Consider the following 15730-nt stretch of genomic DNA (forward strand, 5'->3'; position numbering starts at 1 on the left):
TAACAACGCATGCCGGGGCTACGGTGAGATATCCCGGGCCAGGCCCGGGTGGACAGGATTAATTCGCGGCGGTTTTTACCGGGTGATCGGGCTTCTTATCGTTACCGGCGATCCATGGGCTCCACGGCTGGGCGCGAACCGGCTCCTCGGTCTGCCAGACCACGTTGAACTGACCGTTGGCTTCGATTTCGCCGATCATCACTGGTTTATGCAGGTGATGGTTGGTGGCATCCATGGTCAGCGTGAAACCTGACGGCGCTTTAAAGGTTTGTCCGGCCATCGCCGCCCGCACCTTATCAACATCCGTCGTACCGGCTTTGGCCACCGCCTGCGCCCACATGTGCATCCCGACCCAGGTGGCTTCCATCGGGTCGTTGGTGACTACGGTATCGGCGTTTGGCAGCTTATGGGCTTTGGCATAGGCGCGATAATCGGCGACGAACTGTTTGTTGGTCGGGTTATCCACGGACTCAAAGTAGTTCCAGGCCGCCAGGTTGCCTACCAGCGGTTTGGTATCGATGCCGCGCAGCTCTTCTTCACCCACCGAGAAGGCCACCACCGGCACGTCGGTGGCTTTCAGCCCCTGGTTCGCCAGCTCTTTATAGAACGGCACGTTGGAGTCGCCGTTGATGGTGGACACCACCGCCGTTTTGCCACCGGCGGAGAATTTCTTAATGTTGGCCACGATGGTCTGATAATCGCTGTAGCCGAACGGGGTGTAGACCTCTTCGATGTCTTTATCCTGAATCCCTTTGGCATGCAGGAAGGCGCGCAGGATTTTGTTGGTGGTGCGCGGATAGACATAGTCCGTCCCCAGCAGGAAGAAGCGTTTCGCCCCGCCGCCATCTTCACTCAGCAGATATTCCACCGCCGGGATCGCCTGCTGGTTAGGCGCCGCGCCGGTGTAGAAGACGTTAGGCGACATCTCTTCGCCTTCATACTGCACCGGATAGAACAGCAGGCCGTTCAGCTCTTCAAACACCGGCAGCACCGATTTGCGCGATACCGATGTCCAGCAGCCGAACACCGCCGCGACTTTATCCTGAGTCAGCAGCTGGCGGGCCTTTTCAGCGAACAGCGGCCAGTTTGAGGCGGGGTCCACTACCACCGGCTCGAGTTTTTTTCCCAGCACCCCGCCTTTGGCGTTAATGTCGTCGATCGCCATCAGCGCCACATCTTTTAACGGCGTTTCGGAAATCGCCATCGTCCCGGAAAGCGAGTGCATAATCCCGACTTTAATGGTGTCGGCGGCGTAAACCTGGAATGAGTAGCCCATGCTGATCACAGAGGCGGAGAGTGCAAAAGCTTTTAATAATGTTCGACGCTGCATGATTCACTCCTGAATAGCGCAAAGACAAAAAATGAATTAACGACTAACCGGAAGTGATAAGGCAAAAATGGTGCCAGGTTATCTGGCAATCAGAAAGCGCGATGTAGCGCGAGGGGAAGGGAAAAAAGCGGCAGCGTTGCTTCAAAACGGTGCAACGCTGCGCTATGACGAGCGCTTACCAGACCTGCGCGGCGATCCCGGTGACCAGGCGGACTTTATCCCACTGCTGGGACTCGGTCAGGGCGTTCCCCTCTTCGGTCGAGGCGAATCCACACTGCGGGCTGAGGCAAATCTGCTGTAACGACACGAACTGCGAAGCTTCTTCAAGGCGGGCTTTCACCCCTTGCGGATTTTCCAGTTCGCCGTTCTTGGTGGTGATTAACCCCAGCACCACCTGCTGCTTGCCCGGGCGGATGAAGCGCAGCGGCGCAAAATCGCCGGAGCGGTCATTGTCATACTCGAGGAAGAAGGCATCGACATTAACGCCGCCAAACAGCACTTCCGCCACCGGCTCGTAGCCGCCTTCGGAGATCCAGGTCGAGCGGAAGTTACCGCGGCAGACGTGCAGGCCAATGGTTAAATCTTCCGGCTTACCTTCCAGGGCCTTATTCAGCACCCGGGCGTAGGTTTGCGCCAGCTCGTCAGGGTTATCACCGCGTTCGCGAACCTGTTGACGCTGCTCATCGGAGCATAAATAGGCCCAGACGGTGTCGTCGAGCTGAAGATAGCGGCAGCCGGCGTCATAAAACGCGCGGATCGCGTCGCGCCAGGTGGTTGCCAGATCGTCGAAGTAGTCGGCGAGATCCGGGTAGACGGTGGCGTCGATATCTTTACGCCCGCCGCGGAAGTGCAGCACGCTCGGGCTCGGAATGGTCATTTTCGGCTGGGCATCGCCGCTGATGCTTTTCAGAAAACGGAAATCCTCCAGCATCGGGTGATCGCCAAACCCCAGTTTGCCGGTGACTCGTACCCCGTGCGCTTTGGTCTGAATGCCGTTGAACTGGATCCCCTTATCGGAATCGTAGCGCTCAACGCCCTGTAAGCCGTCGAAGAAATCGAAGTGCCACCAGGCACGGCGGAATTCACCATCGGTCACCACGTGCAGGCCGCAATCGCACTGCTGCTGTACCAGCTGACGGATGGCCTCGTTTTCGATCTGGCGCAGATGCTGAGCATCAATGGCGCCTTCGGCGAGCTGCTGACGGGCGAGTTTTATTGCGTCCGGACGTAAAAAACTGCCGACGATATCAGCGCGGAACGGGGCCTGTTGACGTTGCATGGTGTCTCCTTAGCGGTGAGCAGAGTTAGTTGCCTGCCGTGATAGTTCACTATTTGAATTTATAGACTTCTGGATGGCTATATGTCCAAATACTGGCATGCACTGCCGTCAGCAGCAAACGAGAATATTTCATGGGAGATGAATTAAATTCATGTTGTGGCCGACGACCTTACGCCACCGGCCCTCGACACTATTGCGCGAACGCGAAACCTTCATCCTGCCAGCCGGTGATCCCTCCCAGCATCATTTTCACCGGTCGCCCCAGCTCCGCCAGTTTGAGGGCGGCGATATCGGCGCCGTTGCAGTGCGGGCCTGCGCAGTAGACTACGAACAGCGTCTCTGGCGGCCAGGCCTGCATCCGCTCAGCATCGATCTGCCGGTGCGGCAAATGCAGTGCCCCCGGCAGATGACGACGGGCAAAGGCTTCGGCGCTGCCGACGACATGCAGCAGGACAAAGTCGCCCTCGCCATCACGCATGGCGCTATGAACATCTGCGCAGTCGGTTTCAAGGCTCAGCTTGTGGCGAAACCAGGCAACGGCGTCGCGGGAAGTGGCTGGGGTAAAGGCGGTAACAACACTCATGGCTTATTCTCCTTCTCTGTGGTACCACTACTTTACCGAGCCTCTCCACTTCCCGTCCGCCGCTAACGATGACAGAAAACGCTGAAATCCTGACAAATTCTCCCGCCACGCCGTCACGCCATCAGATTGTGGCACTGGCCTACGATGGCTTATGTACCTTTGAGTTTGGTATTGCCGTCGAACTGTTCGGCCTTCCCCGCCCTGAGATGGGCGAACGCTGGTACCGTTTTGCGGTGGCCGCGGTAGATGATGGCGAACTGCGGGCGACCGGCGGGATCCGGCTGATGACCGATGGCGGCATGGCGTTGCTCAGCGAGGCAGATACCATCGTGGTTCCCGGCTGGCGCGGCGTTGATGCTCCGGTGCCTGCGGCACTGTGTGAGGCCTTAACCGCTGCTCATGCCCGGGGATGCCGGATTATCTCCATCTGTTCCGGGGTGTTTGTCCTGGCCGCCGCCGGGCTGCTCGACGGCCGCCGCGCCACCACCCACTGGCGCTATACCGAGATCCTGCGCGAACGTTATCCGCTGATTGAGGTGGTCGCCGATGTGCTGTATGTCGGCGCCGATGGCGTGATGACCTCCGCCGGCAGCGCCGCCGGGATCGACCTGTGTCTGCACCTGGTGCGTGAAGATTTCGGCGTTGAGGCCGCCAACACGGTGGCGCGACGACTGGTGGTCTCTCCGCATCGCGATGGCGCGCAGGCTCAGCAGGTGGTGCGCCCGGTCGCCCAGGCGCGAGAAAGCCAGCGGCTGGGGCTGGTATTCGATTTTCTGCATCAGCATCTTGCCGCCAGCCACACCGTCGGATCGCTGGCGCAGCAGGCGGGCATGAGCCCGCGCACCTTTTTGCGCCGTTTCCAGGCCGCCACCGGGAAAACCCCGGCCCGCTGGCTGCTGGAGGAGCGTTTGCAGCGCGCGCAGCAGCATCTTACCCATACCCGCCTGAGCATTGAGAAAATCGCCGAGCTCAGCGGTTTTGCCGATGCCAGCACCTTGCGCCACCATTTTCGCCAGCAGTTCGCCATCAGCCCTTCCCGCTATCGTCAGAAATTTTCGCCTGCCGCAGTGGAAAAATCGGCATAAGCAGTCACAATGGCGTTCACATTGATGAGATTGCGCAAGGAGCCTGTCTGATGAAAAAAGAGTGTCGCGTTGTTATCTATAAAGAAGGAATTCTCGGGAGTCTGTTTTTTGGTGAAGCCAAAGCCGACCCGGAGAAGATGAGCCGTTTCCTCAATGAGTTCACGATGCAGGGCTGGGAAGTCAAAACCATGTCCGTAGAGCGCCGCAGAACCGGACTGTTCTGGTCGCGGGAGGCCTATCTGTTCGTACTTGAACGCCCGCTGTGATCGTGACACGTTAATTTGTTTCATCACGAAATTGTATACCTGGTTAATTATTTGTTTAGATTAACCAGGCTATGATTCATTCAACAACCGTACACCACGTTCAAAAAGGACAACTTAGCGCACACGACACACTGATGGAGGTTAATCATGCTGGGAAATATGCATGTATTTATGGCAGTACTGGGAACCATTCTGTTCTTCGGATTTCTTGCTGCGTATCTAAGCCACAAATGGGATGACTGATGAACGACGATAATCCCCACCCGTAAAAGCCCCCTGCTGCAACCGCGCCAGGGGGCTTTCTGTTTTTGGTTTTTTATCATGATGTTATCTTTATCGCGAAAAAATATTGTTGTGCTCCCGAGTCCGCAGCCACGCCACTAATGGTAGTTTTCTGAATAGCCATACGTACGGCACTTCTCACCTGAATCTTGGACAATAGCGGACAAATACGGACATTTGATTGCCCCAAATCGTGCCCCAAACGCCATTTTGCCCCAAAATCTGCCCCAAAAAATTGTCACACGGGACTCTGATTTTCTCTCACATCGATGATGGTGAATGTCACCACCCCAAGAACATGCACTTCATCCAGAGCCTCTCCCTCGATCGCCTCTCCGTCCCTGGTGATGAACGCGCGCCCCATAACCTTTGCAAAATCGGTAAGGCCGTCGTAAGCAATCAGGACCGTGCTCTGTTGTTGTGGTTTCATCGACACATCAATCACCGCATAACCAGAGTCTGTTTCGATGATCCTGGTATTCGGCCCGGTACCACACAATGAGTCTGCCGAAAGACGTTTCTCTACGTAGTCAGTAGCTGGCGAAGCAAATCCCATCACAGACCTCCGTTCGGGTTAAATAACTGGAACGTGCGGTCATCACCTTCTTGCGTTGAGACATCCCGGAATGTCGTCACGTAATGCTCTATCCACTGATTGGCCTGCCGTGGCGACCAGTGCCAGTTCACCTTTTCCAGCTCCTGCAGAAAGCGCCCGGTAGTAATAGTGCGCCGGCCGTTGGGCTCGATGACTATCGCCGCCCGGCAGGCAACTTCGATTTCGTATCGACGTGGCATGATGCCCTCCCGCCAAACAAACTGTATGCATATACAGTATTTTAATTTTCGGGGAAGGATCAAGGGCTACTGGCAGGATTTAAGATAACGGTTTGATGTGTTGTGGAATTTAATCAACTGGCCGATGGTCTTCAGGGAAATCCGTCAATTGGTACACTTCAGTTGGCAGGTAATTGCTGTCAACCACCTGGCTTCGATCCTCACTGACAACAACACCATACAGGCTGCCGCTTTCATCAGCGTAAAGATAGGTCACTGAGCCGTCGATTTGGTTCTCGATCAGCAGATTTTCCAGACGCGTTATTCCACTCATCGTGCATTCCCCTTGTTAAACAAGATACTCGTTAGCTAACGTTACCTCCTGGGCGATTAAATCAGTCGCAACAGTTGTTTTCCCGGTGAGGTTTACCAGCATCGGTCGCCCGATTTTCATCCCACCCCACGGGCTGTGGATTGTGGCAGGGTAACTACCAATACGCGGCAGATTAGTCGGTGCTGGAATCACTCCATCCCACGCGTTGTTGGTCGCTGTCGCTACCAGCGTGTTATCAACATAAATGCGCGTAACAAGTGTTCCCGCTGTGGTTTCCCCGTCAGCGTATACGGACACCACATGCACATTCCCATCGGTCAGTGTTGCAAGCTGGGCCGTGGCCGAAACCGGTACTGACCCCATCAGTGCGCCCTGTACGGATGTCAGAACGCCGGCAGTGCTGACAATCCCCCAGATACCAAAATTGATACTGGCAGCAGCGGTATTATTAAGGCGGCCAAAAAACATAGGGTACCGGTTAGCAGCTGGCGTGCCATATCCAGATGCAGGCAGTTTTACCGCCACGCTCGCCAGGGCGCGTTTGCATCCGGCAGGTAACGAAAACTCAGCCGTTGGCAGAAGCACATAATCGTTGATGTTTGGTTCGGTGCCGTCGAACTTCAGCATACCGGTTTCCAGTACGCGGACATTCGGACCGTTTGTGGCATTGGTCCCGCCATACACCAGGTTCAGCAGGTTCGCGTAGGCCGGGATTGGTGTGCCTCCGGAATAACAAATATCATTGCTGAAGTCGAGCAGGCCCAGCGTCTGCCCTCGAATGATTGCAGAGTCGTTTTCAAAATAGTTTCCGCCGCCAGCCAGAGGCGACTCGTCTGATTGTAGAAATCTCGCCATTCTCAATAGCCTCGTTTAGTTCTGAATTGATAGCCAAGGGCTGCATAAATTCCGTAGCCGGCTGTATTGGGATGACGGTTATCGCTGCGCAGCGACGAGGGTGTTATATCATTGCCGTAATCAGTTACATCCTGTGCTATAGCAGGGTCGTAATCTGCAACCAATGTTTCGCGCAGGTCCAGACCGTTGTTCCCCCGGACGTAATAGTCTGGGTATTTCTGAGTCCAGTAGTAATTGAGTTCCAGGATGCGCGGATAGCGAATGCCGCCGTAATATTCGACGGAATAATTATCAGCAGTTAAACCAAACAGAAGGATATTCCGGCCGGATTTCTCCGCAAACGCCACCATGGCATCAACATTAGATTTTATGCTCGCCACGTCATCATCGTAATCGGCAGAGGTCGTCGCTCCGGAGCGAAAATCATTAATACCGGCATCAATCCACGCTTCAACGTCTGAATAATCCTGCAGCGCGTAATCAGGCACGAACAGCGACCCAGGCAGACAACGCACGCCGGTACCCTCCAGCGCTGTCAACGTGTACGCCTCCGTTTTGGTGTTGTCGTTGGCGCCACTGGCCGTTCGGGTGATGCGGCATTTCACGCCGCATAACCACCCGTCCAGAGTGCGCGTTGTATTGTCCGAATTGGTGCTGAGGATGCGGCGGTCCTGGCTCGGATATGCCGGCGCAGCCGTTGCGCTGGCGCCGTTAAACTGCGTGATGGTAACGGCGCTGTTTGCCGCCGGGATTGCGTTACCCTCGACTGTGATATACGTCGGTATAGCCCCCATCCGCATAGCTATTTGACCAGACCTCTGTCCACCGATTCCATAATTCACAGCAGTAAACCCATTTCCAATGAGTTCTGCTAATTGCGTGGGATACGGCGTACCTCCAGTTCCGGCCGTTTTGCTGTTACCATGCGCGTGAGCAATAACTGCATGCGTAACACCGCCGGAATTATCAATCAGCCACTGGATTTTTTCGTCAATATTCCCGCTGAGATAGGTAACAAACGCTCCGTCTGACTTACGGCTGCCGTACAGCAGCTCATCATTTTTCCCGGCGGCCCCGGCAATATATCCTGAGCGCTGAAATTTATCCGTAATCTGATTTTCCGTGATGATGGAAAATACCGGAACAGGTGCATTATTGACGTTGGCGTAGAGCACAGGATTATTATCAGCGTCAACATAGACGAAACACATATCCTGTGCCGTTTTATCCATTGCAGTATTAATATCGGTATATACACGCAACGTGCCAATAACATCCTCTAAAACAGTGCCGTCGGCAATTTCCGTTTTCCCGTCGGATTTGCGTCCACCGATGCAAATCGTGCCGTCAGCACCAAAAACCCCAGCATAAAAACGACTCCGGCTTGAGGAAGGTAACCTGACGTCGATGTAGCCCTTGGACACCATAACGTGGCCAGTTGGCTCCAGCGTCCCGCCTACATTCATGATTTCAATAGCCAAGGCTTTATTATCCGGGCTGCGGTAATAGGTACTAGAACCGAGAGGAATGTTCGCGATATCATTTTGCGCCTCCGACAGCGTCGTGTACTGCTTCCCGAGAGGGATCAGGTTCTGGCGCGTTTCCTCTACGACAGCTGCGCCCGCAGCAATCATTTTTTTAATCTCACCGCGCAAGGTATCTCTTTCATTCCCAAGGCGATCAATAAATGTGTCTGCCTCACTATTCAGATAATCATCGTTAGCAAGGGCGTTATCATTTACGTCCTTCATGCTGTTTGAAGGGCGTGGGTTTCCGGTGTTATATCTTTGGGCCATAGTGAGTTCCGTTAAACCGTAAACACTCGGTTTAGATTGATAAAATCAGTCAAAGAGGCTAATATTTTTGGTTTAAAGCATTTTGAACTATTGTTTTGTATGGCATGTGATGAATTTAATAATTGAATACACACTAACCCCTGAGAGACAAAAAACGCCGTTCAAAGGGAATAAATAATAATGAAGAAGAGTTTTAATCACTGGCTTGATTTCTGCAGGGCCTCCGCAATCATTTTGGTGCTACTTTCTCATGGTAGGTATTTCTTACTCCCGTCATTCCCTCAACTTAACTTCTTTAAGTTCGGTGGATTCCTTGGTGTAGAATTATTCTTCGTCCTGTCTGGGTTTTTAATAGGTAAAATTCTTCTAGAAAAAATAGAGAACTCTACTTCCCCGACTGACTGGGTCATGGGTTTTTGGTGTCGGCGCTGGCTTAGGACATACCCAAGCTATTTATTATTCCTATGTGTGAATTTGACATTACTATTCAACATCAGACCTGATTTATTCCCAAATATTATTAAATATCTAACTTTTACTCAGGGGTTATTAGCCCCTCACCCGACATTTTTTGGTGAAGCATGGAGCCTGGCTGTTGAGGAAATTTTTTACTTGTTAACCCCTTTAATATTCTCAGTCTTCCTGTGGCTATCTGGCAACAAAGATCTATCTCTCAAAATAACAATTACCGTGCTTATAACAATCCCCCTCGCATTAAGAGTTTATGCCGCGTTTAATTCACAATTATCGCTTAACGAAATAAGAACAATATCACTATTTAGAATAGACTCAATCACCTGTGGGGTTTTAGCTATTTTATATTTAAAAAAATATGGCAGCAACTATTTAAACAAAGTGGGAATGTTATTAGTCCCAATATGCATATACATTTCCTCCAAGGATGATTCATACATAAATGACAGCACCTTTTTAAAAATATTTTTATTCCCCATGGCAAATTTAGGTTTTGCTTGCTTAATTTGCACTGGCCTAAGCATTCATTTCAATAAATATATTGCAGTTATATTCTCCAACATCGCAAGATGGTCCTACGCTGCTTACTTAGTAAATCTACCTGTATTATTCCTTATTAAATATTTGCTTTCCCCACCAGCAACATACGCTGAATGCTTTTCGCAATGGATATTATTTATTACATTAACACTGGCAATCTCTTGCCTTATTTATAGTGTATTTGAAAAAAACATTTTACGATTGAGAGACAAGCTTGTAGCCTCATAAGGATTGGCCGAAAGGCCTATCCTTACACCCCAAGTGAAAACCAAAAAAAGTTATCGATGGCCACTGGATCATTAGCCAACCGGCCATAAGCTGTAAATCCATTCACATCTGGCTCACCAACAGTTGAAAACCTACCATCACCAGAAGTAATCTTAACGGCTGATACAAAAAACACTGACAACGAAAAAGGAATTGGGTACTGAATATTGACAGATATGCTATTTGAATACTCACGCCCCCATTGAATAACCAATCCCGAAGGAAGTTTTTGATACCCTCTGGCTTCCAAAAGTGCAGGATTATTGGTTTTTATTAATTTATTAATGGATTTAAGAGCCTGACCATCATCATTAGGATCAAGCGCTATCCCGGCCCCTTCAACCACATTAACTAATTCACGCTGAAAGGTGTTAAGCATCTCTGCATTAATAATCGTCGGCGATACTCCATTGGCAACGTTACCATTAGTATATTCGCCATTGGAATCAGCTGTGTCCGTTGTACTTCCTACTTTTTTCATAATTAACCTTAATATCTTTAATTTGCAGAAATGTACCCTGAGGCAATATCAAATATCGTTGCGAATTCCGGGGTAACTTCATAAACCCCTTCATCATTAAATCCGAAATAGATATACCCGAACTTGACCAGGGTATAGGAAGGAGAAAGCGCAGACAGACGGCATTCAAGTTGCCGGTTTCCCCAGGAACGCAGCGGATCACCACAATAGCTCAACCCAACACGCGCATAAGAAATATTGGTTTCTTCCCCCTCCACCAGCCAGACAAAAGGCCAGTCATCACCATTTAGCCCATCCCCACATGCAGAAAGGCCTGAACGCGCCTGCCGATATTCTTTAATCGTGATGTTGTAACCCAGCGCTTTGGCGATACCAATAAAGTAACTTTTCGACTGGCCACCAGTGCTGATGAATTTTGAGACGATAGCATTTTGACGCTTGGCGATCGTATCCACTTCCCCGATCGAGCAGTCATCAGGCAACCCAAGGGCCTTTTCCCATTCTGGCAGCATGATTGTTGCCGTTTGCGGGAAAGCGCCGCTCAGTATCCCCAAAGCATCATTGTCGCTACGCTGAAAGCTGGCGGCCAGAGACCTGAGAACGGCAGCCTGGACCGTATCAGGGTCACGTGGCCACGCCCGCCCGGTTGGGATAAGCGCCTGCAGCGCCTGGCGGTAATCATCCGTCGTGAAGAGGCTCATGTATAATTCACCTCACCTCGTACCGGTAACTCCCCCACTCCTGGCTCAATATTGGCTGACGGCGAAACCAGAATAAAACCTGCAGTGCCAGCGACATCACCAATAGCCCGGTTAATATCGGAAAGATAAATTTTCCCGGTGCCAAGTGGGTCACCATTTTCAAAAAATACGCTGTCTATGGCATCCGCAATCGCAGTTGTCGTTTCACTCCCGACGCTGGAAATGCCACTGATCTCAAAATCAATAATGCCCGGAACGGGTGAACATACGTAATTCAGGGAGGTCACGGGTGACCGCGGGTAAATGTAATCGGCCACCCTGCCCTGATCGCCGGTGGCTTTTGTGGCTCCCCAGTCATCCAGCGATGAGACGCCATCAGTACCGACAGGAAATCCGTGATTCGTCGTATCCCCACCGTCGCACATGATATATATCACAACGGTTCCCGGCCCCATTCCACGGCGTCGGATCCACGCACGGGTGACGCCGGAAACTGACAGTGCCCAGCCGCGATAATCGGTATCGCTCCCCCCTTGCGGAGGGTTCTGATAAGCGAGCAAGCCACGCAAACGAAAATCCTCTTCCTTTTCGATGTCGGCACCGCCCGTTGCTGGTTCTGTCAGCGTCACGGTACTGTCAATCCCCGGAACGTTGGCGTCCAGAGTCAGCAGCGTCCCCGCGTCAGCATTTCCGTTATTTCCCCCACCGGTCACATCATCTGAAATATCAGGCAGAACAGCCGTAACGGCTACAGAGGCATTTTTTGTTGCATCAATCAGGACATCCGCGTCTGTGGTGTACTGATAGCCATTAGCGCGGTTCAGGACGCTCCCCTTTTTTAACGTTACACCCGGCGTACCAGAGATACGCGCGGCAGTCGAACGGGCGGGCGTGGCTGCTTTGCGATAAATCTGTTTTAACGCCATCCACCCCGCCAGCCATTCTTCGGTGGACGTAAACGGGTTTGTTTGCCGGGCAATATAGTCCAGGTAGGCGTAGTGAAGATGAGCCATCCCGGCATCCATATCCGCCAGCACCTTCAGGTTTCCATACCGAAGCAATGCCCCGACTTTCTCCAGTTCCGCCTGCATGAACTGGCGGTTATCCGTTCTCAGTTCACTGAGTGTTTTTCGTTTAAATGGCATGACTCAGTTGCTCCCATAACCAGAAGAATTTGAATTCCTGCCAGTCGCCGTCTGGAGGCAAATACCGGATAATCAGATTCAGCCTGGCAGGAAACACGATTTCCGAGGTGGCCTGAATATCCCGGGCGATGCCGTCATTTTTCATCCACGCCAGCGCTTCTTCAGCGTACTGTTCTGCCCGCATGGCAACGTCACGAGTCAATTTCTCGCGACGCAATAACCAGAGCCGTGAACCAATAGGTTTCTCGTTATCCAGATCTCCCCACCAGCCGCGGCGGTCAGTGCCTTCAAACGGGTCATCCGCGCGCGCAAGTCCATCGGTGAACAGGCTAATCAAAACAGCGGTCTGCATATCATTGCCGGAAGTCAGCACGCCGAAGTTTTCCTGCCAGTCGGCGTGCATCTCATCGACATTCCAGAAGGATGAAATATCACTCATCGTTTACCTCGGTCGCCTCGATCACCTGCTCCGCTGTTTTTTCACTGGTGATGGTGCTTTCGCCGGACTGAACTTCTTTCACGTCATGATCATGATCGTTATAGGCATCACGCAGCTGTTTCAGCGTTTTGCTGTTCGATTCGCAGTTGTCCACGATATCACCCGTGCATTTTAGTAATGGCGTGTTGGCCATGATGCTTTCACTGGCATTGATGGTGACAGTGGCTACATTGTTGACCTCAACATTTTTCCCTTTGACATCAATGAAAATGCCGTTTTCCGTCAGGTGAATATTCAGCCCCCACTGGTTATAAACAACCGATTCCCCCGGCTGGAGATCAGCATGGCGAAAATTTTGGTGATTGGTGGCGATAACCACCGGGCTTGACCTGTCACCGCCCAGGAACGCCAGCACGACATCCGTTCCAGCCGGCAGCCCGGAAGAAAAACCAAAATCAGCAAAGCGCGGGGCGCTGGCGACCTCAAGAGGAGTCTGATACTGAACCTCCTGAACCACACCACCATCTTTTTGACTGGTGATGCGTCCAATCCCCAGTAACCCAGCAATACGGGTTGCGGCTTTTTTTAAGTTCTGGTTCATTGATTCAATCCTGGGATCTGCTGGTAAAAGGCGTATGGCTGAATGGCGAATGCCTCCGGCGGCATCAGGTAGAGGCGGGCATGGGTACCGTCGCCATCCCTGATATAAGTCACCTCCGCAATCAGCATCTCCGTGTCGGGGAGTTGAAGGGTTGGAATGTGTACCGGGATCAGGGTATTTGGTTCCCAGAGTGCGCCGGCTTTGTCCCTCCAGGAATCAATCGTGACGGTCAACTGCCTGGAGCGTCCGTAACGCCGGTTCATTTCCCAGTCAATGGCGCGTTGAGCCTGCTGTGACGCCATCAGCGTACTTTCCACAATAATGATCCGTTTGCGGTACCGCATATCGGCAGCTTCCGGATCTCGCGCTGTGGCCAGCGTCACGGAGTCATAGGCGGTGTCCGGTGAAAAGCCGGCTATCGGGGAGATGCTCATGGACACGCCGATATAGTCAGAGAAGCGGTCAGCCATGGAGCGGCGATAGTACGCCTGCTCAATATTGACCCCTTCAGCGACGCCGCTTGCGGCCCGGCGGGCGCTCACGCGGGTAAGACGAAGGTTTCCATCAGGTTGGTCATAATAAAGCAACGCTGACCAGCGGCAGACACGCTCTATAATTTCCTGCGGAGACTCACCCCAGTTCAATGTGAACTGGGGAACCTTAACCAGGTCATCCACATTCGTTGTCACCGAAATGCCATAATACGACGCCAGACGGTTCGCAATTTCCAGCGCGTTACTGCTGTTGATAACGTTGTTCGGCCATTCAGCTGAACAGTCGACGAGATCCGCACACTTACTTCTGCCCGTCGCCCGGACTTCGTGCCGGGAACGGGAAATAGCGGGCGCCCAGTCATCAACATAACCGGTGACAGTGAGATCGTTACCGATTTTGACCGTACAGGGCATCCCTTCTTCCACCAGTTGCTTTTCACCACTGCCGGGGAAATAATCCATCAGACCTAAATCAAAATCGGAGGGAAAGCGCTCTATCCCACGGGTCACCCGTACCGAATCCCACCCCTCAATGATTTTTCCGCCAACGTTGAGAGATACGACATCCTGATCGCTCATTGTCTCAACACCCTCATGGTTATCGGCATAAATGCCGGATGTGGCACGTTGGCTTCCTGAATTAACTCATTCGCGCGGGAGCCATCCTGGTAAAGACGATTCGCCAGCACAAGCGCGGGCAAGGGGCTGGCGGTATTAATCTGCATGAGCTCGCTAAGCCCTGCAGAAATCAGATCCATTGCACTGAGGAATGACGCCCTGACCTGCATCAGTGCGTTATAGAGTTCGTCATCACCACGGTCCCCGGCCAGAATGAGCGCCGTATCCAACTGTGTGGCGACGCGCCGGGTAATATCTTCCGCCTCATCACGACTGGTCGGGTTGGCGTTTGCGGCGGCAGCGGTCATGGCGCCACTGCATAGAATGACAATGAGCGTGTTTATCGTCGCCGCAATTTGCTGGCTGCTCTCAGCGCGTTGGTATTCCGTACTGATCGAGGCCGCCAGCTTCTCAAATGCCGAAATCTTGTCGTTCACACCACCGGCACTGTCCAGAATAGCGTTAACGACATCCGCAACCCCCTGAACAAATGCATCCGGGGTCGTTGAGGTGTTCAAATTAGTGGTTTTGTCCAGCACGCCCTGACGGTCCATAACCGCCTGAGCGGTGACCTGACCGGAAAGCGCCTGATAATCATCGGTATCATCAGCATCCCGATCCCCTTTCAACCCCGATGAACTCCCGCCAATAGCCCCTTTGCTGTAGCGACCGTAACGATTATTACCAAAAGTTGAGCTCAGCACGTTGCTGACGTTGGTCACCTCACTGATGGTGCTGTCCACCATGCTGGTCCAGAAGGTGATCGTTCCCTTAATCGTGTTAATCCCCTGCGTTACCCCACGGATTTCACTCTTCACTCGGGCGATAGTGCTGAGCACTGCCGTGCTGACCAGCTTCAGATAGTTGGTCCTGACCGTCTCACCCGACGTGGTGTTGCCAGTAACAGCGAAAACTTTGAGGCCGGACTCAATCACCATCAGGGTGAATTCGAAAGAGCGACCTGACTCGGCGGAGCCGGAGATCCTCAACCCATTTTCAGGAATGGATACCGTCATCTCCCCCAGAGTCGGATGCATCAGCGTCCCGCTCCCTTTTTCCTCGCACGCCGCAATCAACGCCAGCCGCTGGGAAATAACATCTCCACCACCGTAAACCAGGCTGTTCTGGACGAGGAAACCACGAATAATAAAACGTCGAGTTCCCCTCCCCATGTCCTCAATCCAGGCAGTGTCCCGATACGGGTATTCGTGGACCGCCTGCCGGCGCCCATGGCTTCCCTCTTCGTTAAGAATCGCAAAAGGCACACCGCGGAAAGAACAGGGCTTTAACTGGCTTTGCCAGTCATCACTGGCGCTGCCACCCATCAGGGTGGTGATTGCATCCTGGATAATTGGCATCACGCCTCCGGAATAAAAAACCCGCCTA

19 protein-coding genes are annotated in these 15730 nt (G+C 52.5%); 4 read left to right on the plus strand and 15 right to left on the minus strand.

Annotation, left to right across the window (positions count from 1 at the left end; all coding sequences use genetic code 11):
* Positions 1-58: 58 nt before the first annotated feature.
* The 3 genes from urtA to EDF82_RS04650 all read right to left on the minus strand — a co-directional run bounded on the left by urtA (position 59) and on the right by EDF82_RS04650 (position 3192).
* Positions 59-1330 carry an urea ABC transporter substrate-binding protein gene (urtA, locus tag EDF82_RS04640; RefSeq protein ID WP_123754419.1) on the minus strand — a complete coding sequence of 424 codons (1272 nt, stop codon included), beginning with the start codon at positions 1328-1330 and terminating at the stop codon, positions 59-61.
* Positions 1331-1505: 175 nt separating this feature from the next.
* Positions 1506-2609 carry a cobalamin-independent methionine synthase II family protein gene (locus tag EDF82_RS04645; RefSeq protein WP_123754420.1) on the minus strand — a complete coding sequence of 368 codons (1104 nt, stop codon included), beginning with the start codon at positions 2607-2609 and terminating at the stop codon, positions 1506-1508.
* Positions 2610-2799: 190 nt separating this feature from the next.
* Positions 2800-3192 carry a rhodanese-like domain-containing protein gene (locus tag EDF82_RS04650; RefSeq protein ID WP_123754421.1) on the minus strand — a complete coding sequence of 131 codons (393 nt, stop codon included), beginning with the start codon at positions 3190-3192 and terminating at the stop codon, positions 2800-2802.
* A 68-nt stretch (positions 3193-3260) separates the two neighbouring features.
* On the opposite strand from EDF82_RS04650, the gene ftrA reads away from it, so the two are divergent.
* The 3 genes from ftrA to mgtS all read left to right on the plus strand — a co-directional run bounded on the left by ftrA (position 3261) and on the right by mgtS (position 4786).
* Positions 3261-4277, plus strand: a complete 1017-nt coding sequence (gene ftrA / locus EDF82_RS04655; protein ID WP_123754422.1) for a transcriptional regulator FtrA — start codon at positions 3261-3263, stop codon at positions 4275-4277.
* Between the two features lie 50 nt (positions 4278-4327).
* Positions 4328-4543 (plus strand): DUF4177 domain-containing protein, encoded by a 216-nt coding sequence (locus EDF82_RS04660; RefSeq protein ID WP_123754423.1) that lies wholly within the window; start codon positions 4328-4330, stop codon positions 4541-4543.
* A 147-nt stretch (positions 4544-4690) separates the two neighbouring features.
* Positions 4691-4786, plus strand: a complete 96-nt coding sequence (gene mgtS, locus EDF82_RS04665; protein WP_004102377.1) for a protein MgtS — start codon at positions 4691-4693, stop codon at positions 4784-4786.
* A 277-nt stretch (positions 4787-5063) separates the two neighbouring features.
* Here mgtS and EDF82_RS04670 read toward each other — a convergent pair whose 3' ends face one another.
* From EDF82_RS04670 to EDF82_RS25375, 5 genes are all read right to left on the minus strand, one after another.
* On the minus strand, positions 5064-5381 hold the full coding sequence (locus EDF82_RS04670) for a hypothetical protein (protein WP_123754424.1): 318 nt from the start codon (positions 5379-5381) through the stop codon (positions 5064-5066).
* Positions 5381-5620 carry a hypothetical protein gene (locus EDF82_RS04675; RefSeq protein WP_048023968.1) on the minus strand — a complete coding sequence of 80 codons (240 nt, stop codon included), beginning with the start codon at positions 5618-5620 and terminating at the stop codon, positions 5381-5383. The genes EDF82_RS04670 and EDF82_RS04675 overlap by 1 nt, the downstream gene beginning before the upstream one ends.
* A gap of 109 nt (positions 5621-5729) precedes the next feature.
* Positions 5730-5933 (minus strand): hypothetical protein, encoded by a 204-nt coding sequence (locus tag EDF82_RS04680; RefSeq protein WP_123754425.1) that lies wholly within the window; start codon positions 5931-5933, stop codon positions 5730-5732.
* Positions 5934-5948: 15 nt separating this feature from the next.
* A complete protein-coding gene (locus tag EDF82_RS04685) occupies positions 5949-6788 on the minus strand; it encodes a hypothetical protein (RefSeq protein WP_123754426.1) in 840 nt (279 codons plus the stop codon).
* A 2-nt stretch (positions 6789-6790) separates the two neighbouring features.
* Positions 6791-8584, minus strand: a complete 1794-nt coding sequence (locus tag EDF82_RS25375; RefSeq protein WP_227540102.1) for a hypothetical protein — start codon at positions 8582-8584, stop codon at positions 6791-6793.
* A 180-nt stretch (positions 8585-8764) separates the two neighbouring features.
* Between EDF82_RS25375 and EDF82_RS04695 the strand changes: the two genes are divergently transcribed.
* Positions 8765-9826: an acyltransferase gene (locus EDF82_RS04695; protein WP_123754427.1), complete on the plus strand. Its 1062-nt coding sequence runs from the start codon at positions 8765-8767 to the stop codon at positions 9824-9826.
* 22 nt (positions 9827-9848) lie between these two features.
* Here EDF82_RS04695 and EDF82_RS25380 read toward each other — a convergent pair whose 3' ends face one another.
* Genes EDF82_RS25380 through EDF82_RS04730 form a run of 7 tightly spaced genes read right to left on the minus strand, consistent with a single transcriptional unit; the run spans position 9849 to position 15702 of the window.
* Positions 9849-10346 (minus strand): hypothetical protein, encoded by a 498-nt coding sequence (locus EDF82_RS25380; protein WP_227540103.1) that lies wholly within the window; start codon positions 10344-10346, stop codon positions 9849-9851.
* Positions 10347-10363: 17 nt separating this feature from the next.
* Positions 10364-11047: a YmfQ family protein gene (locus EDF82_RS04705; protein ID WP_123754428.1), complete on the minus strand. Its 684-nt coding sequence runs from the start codon at positions 11045-11047 to the stop codon at positions 10364-10366.
* Positions 11044-12192 (minus strand): baseplate J/gp47 family protein, encoded by a 1149-nt coding sequence (locus tag EDF82_RS04710; RefSeq protein WP_123754429.1) that lies wholly within the window; start codon positions 12190-12192, stop codon positions 11044-11046. Before EDF82_RS04710 ends, EDF82_RS04705 begins: the two co-directional genes overlap by 4 nt.
* Positions 12182-12631 (minus strand): phage GP46 family protein, encoded by a 450-nt coding sequence (locus EDF82_RS04715; protein WP_123754430.1) that lies wholly within the window; start codon positions 12629-12631, stop codon positions 12182-12184. Before EDF82_RS04715 ends, EDF82_RS04710 begins: the two co-directional genes overlap by 11 nt.
* Positions 12624-13232 (minus strand): phage baseplate assembly protein, encoded by a 609-nt coding sequence (locus EDF82_RS04720; protein WP_123754431.1) that lies wholly within the window; start codon positions 13230-13232, stop codon positions 12624-12626. Before EDF82_RS04720 ends, EDF82_RS04715 begins: the two co-directional genes overlap by 8 nt.
* Positions 13229-14305, minus strand: coding sequence for a phage baseplate assembly protein (locus tag EDF82_RS04725; protein ID WP_123754432.1), 1077 nt, complete (start codon positions 14303-14305; stop codon positions 13229-13231). Before EDF82_RS04725 ends, EDF82_RS04720 begins: the two co-directional genes overlap by 4 nt.
* The gene (locus tag EDF82_RS04730; RefSeq protein WP_123754433.1) at positions 14302-15702 is read right to left on the minus strand and encodes a DNA circularization protein; all 1401 of its coding nucleotides are present in this window, start codon (positions 15700-15702) and stop codon (positions 14302-14304) included. The genes EDF82_RS04725 and EDF82_RS04730 overlap by 4 nt, the downstream gene beginning before the upstream one ends.
* Positions 15703-15730 lie beyond the last annotated feature (28 nt).

It is taken from the genome of Klebsiella sp. BIGb0399 (assembly GCF_003752615.1).
GTDB classification, from domain to species: domain Bacteria; phylum Pseudomonadota; class Gammaproteobacteria; order Enterobacterales; family Enterobacteriaceae; genus Klebsiella; species Klebsiella lignicola.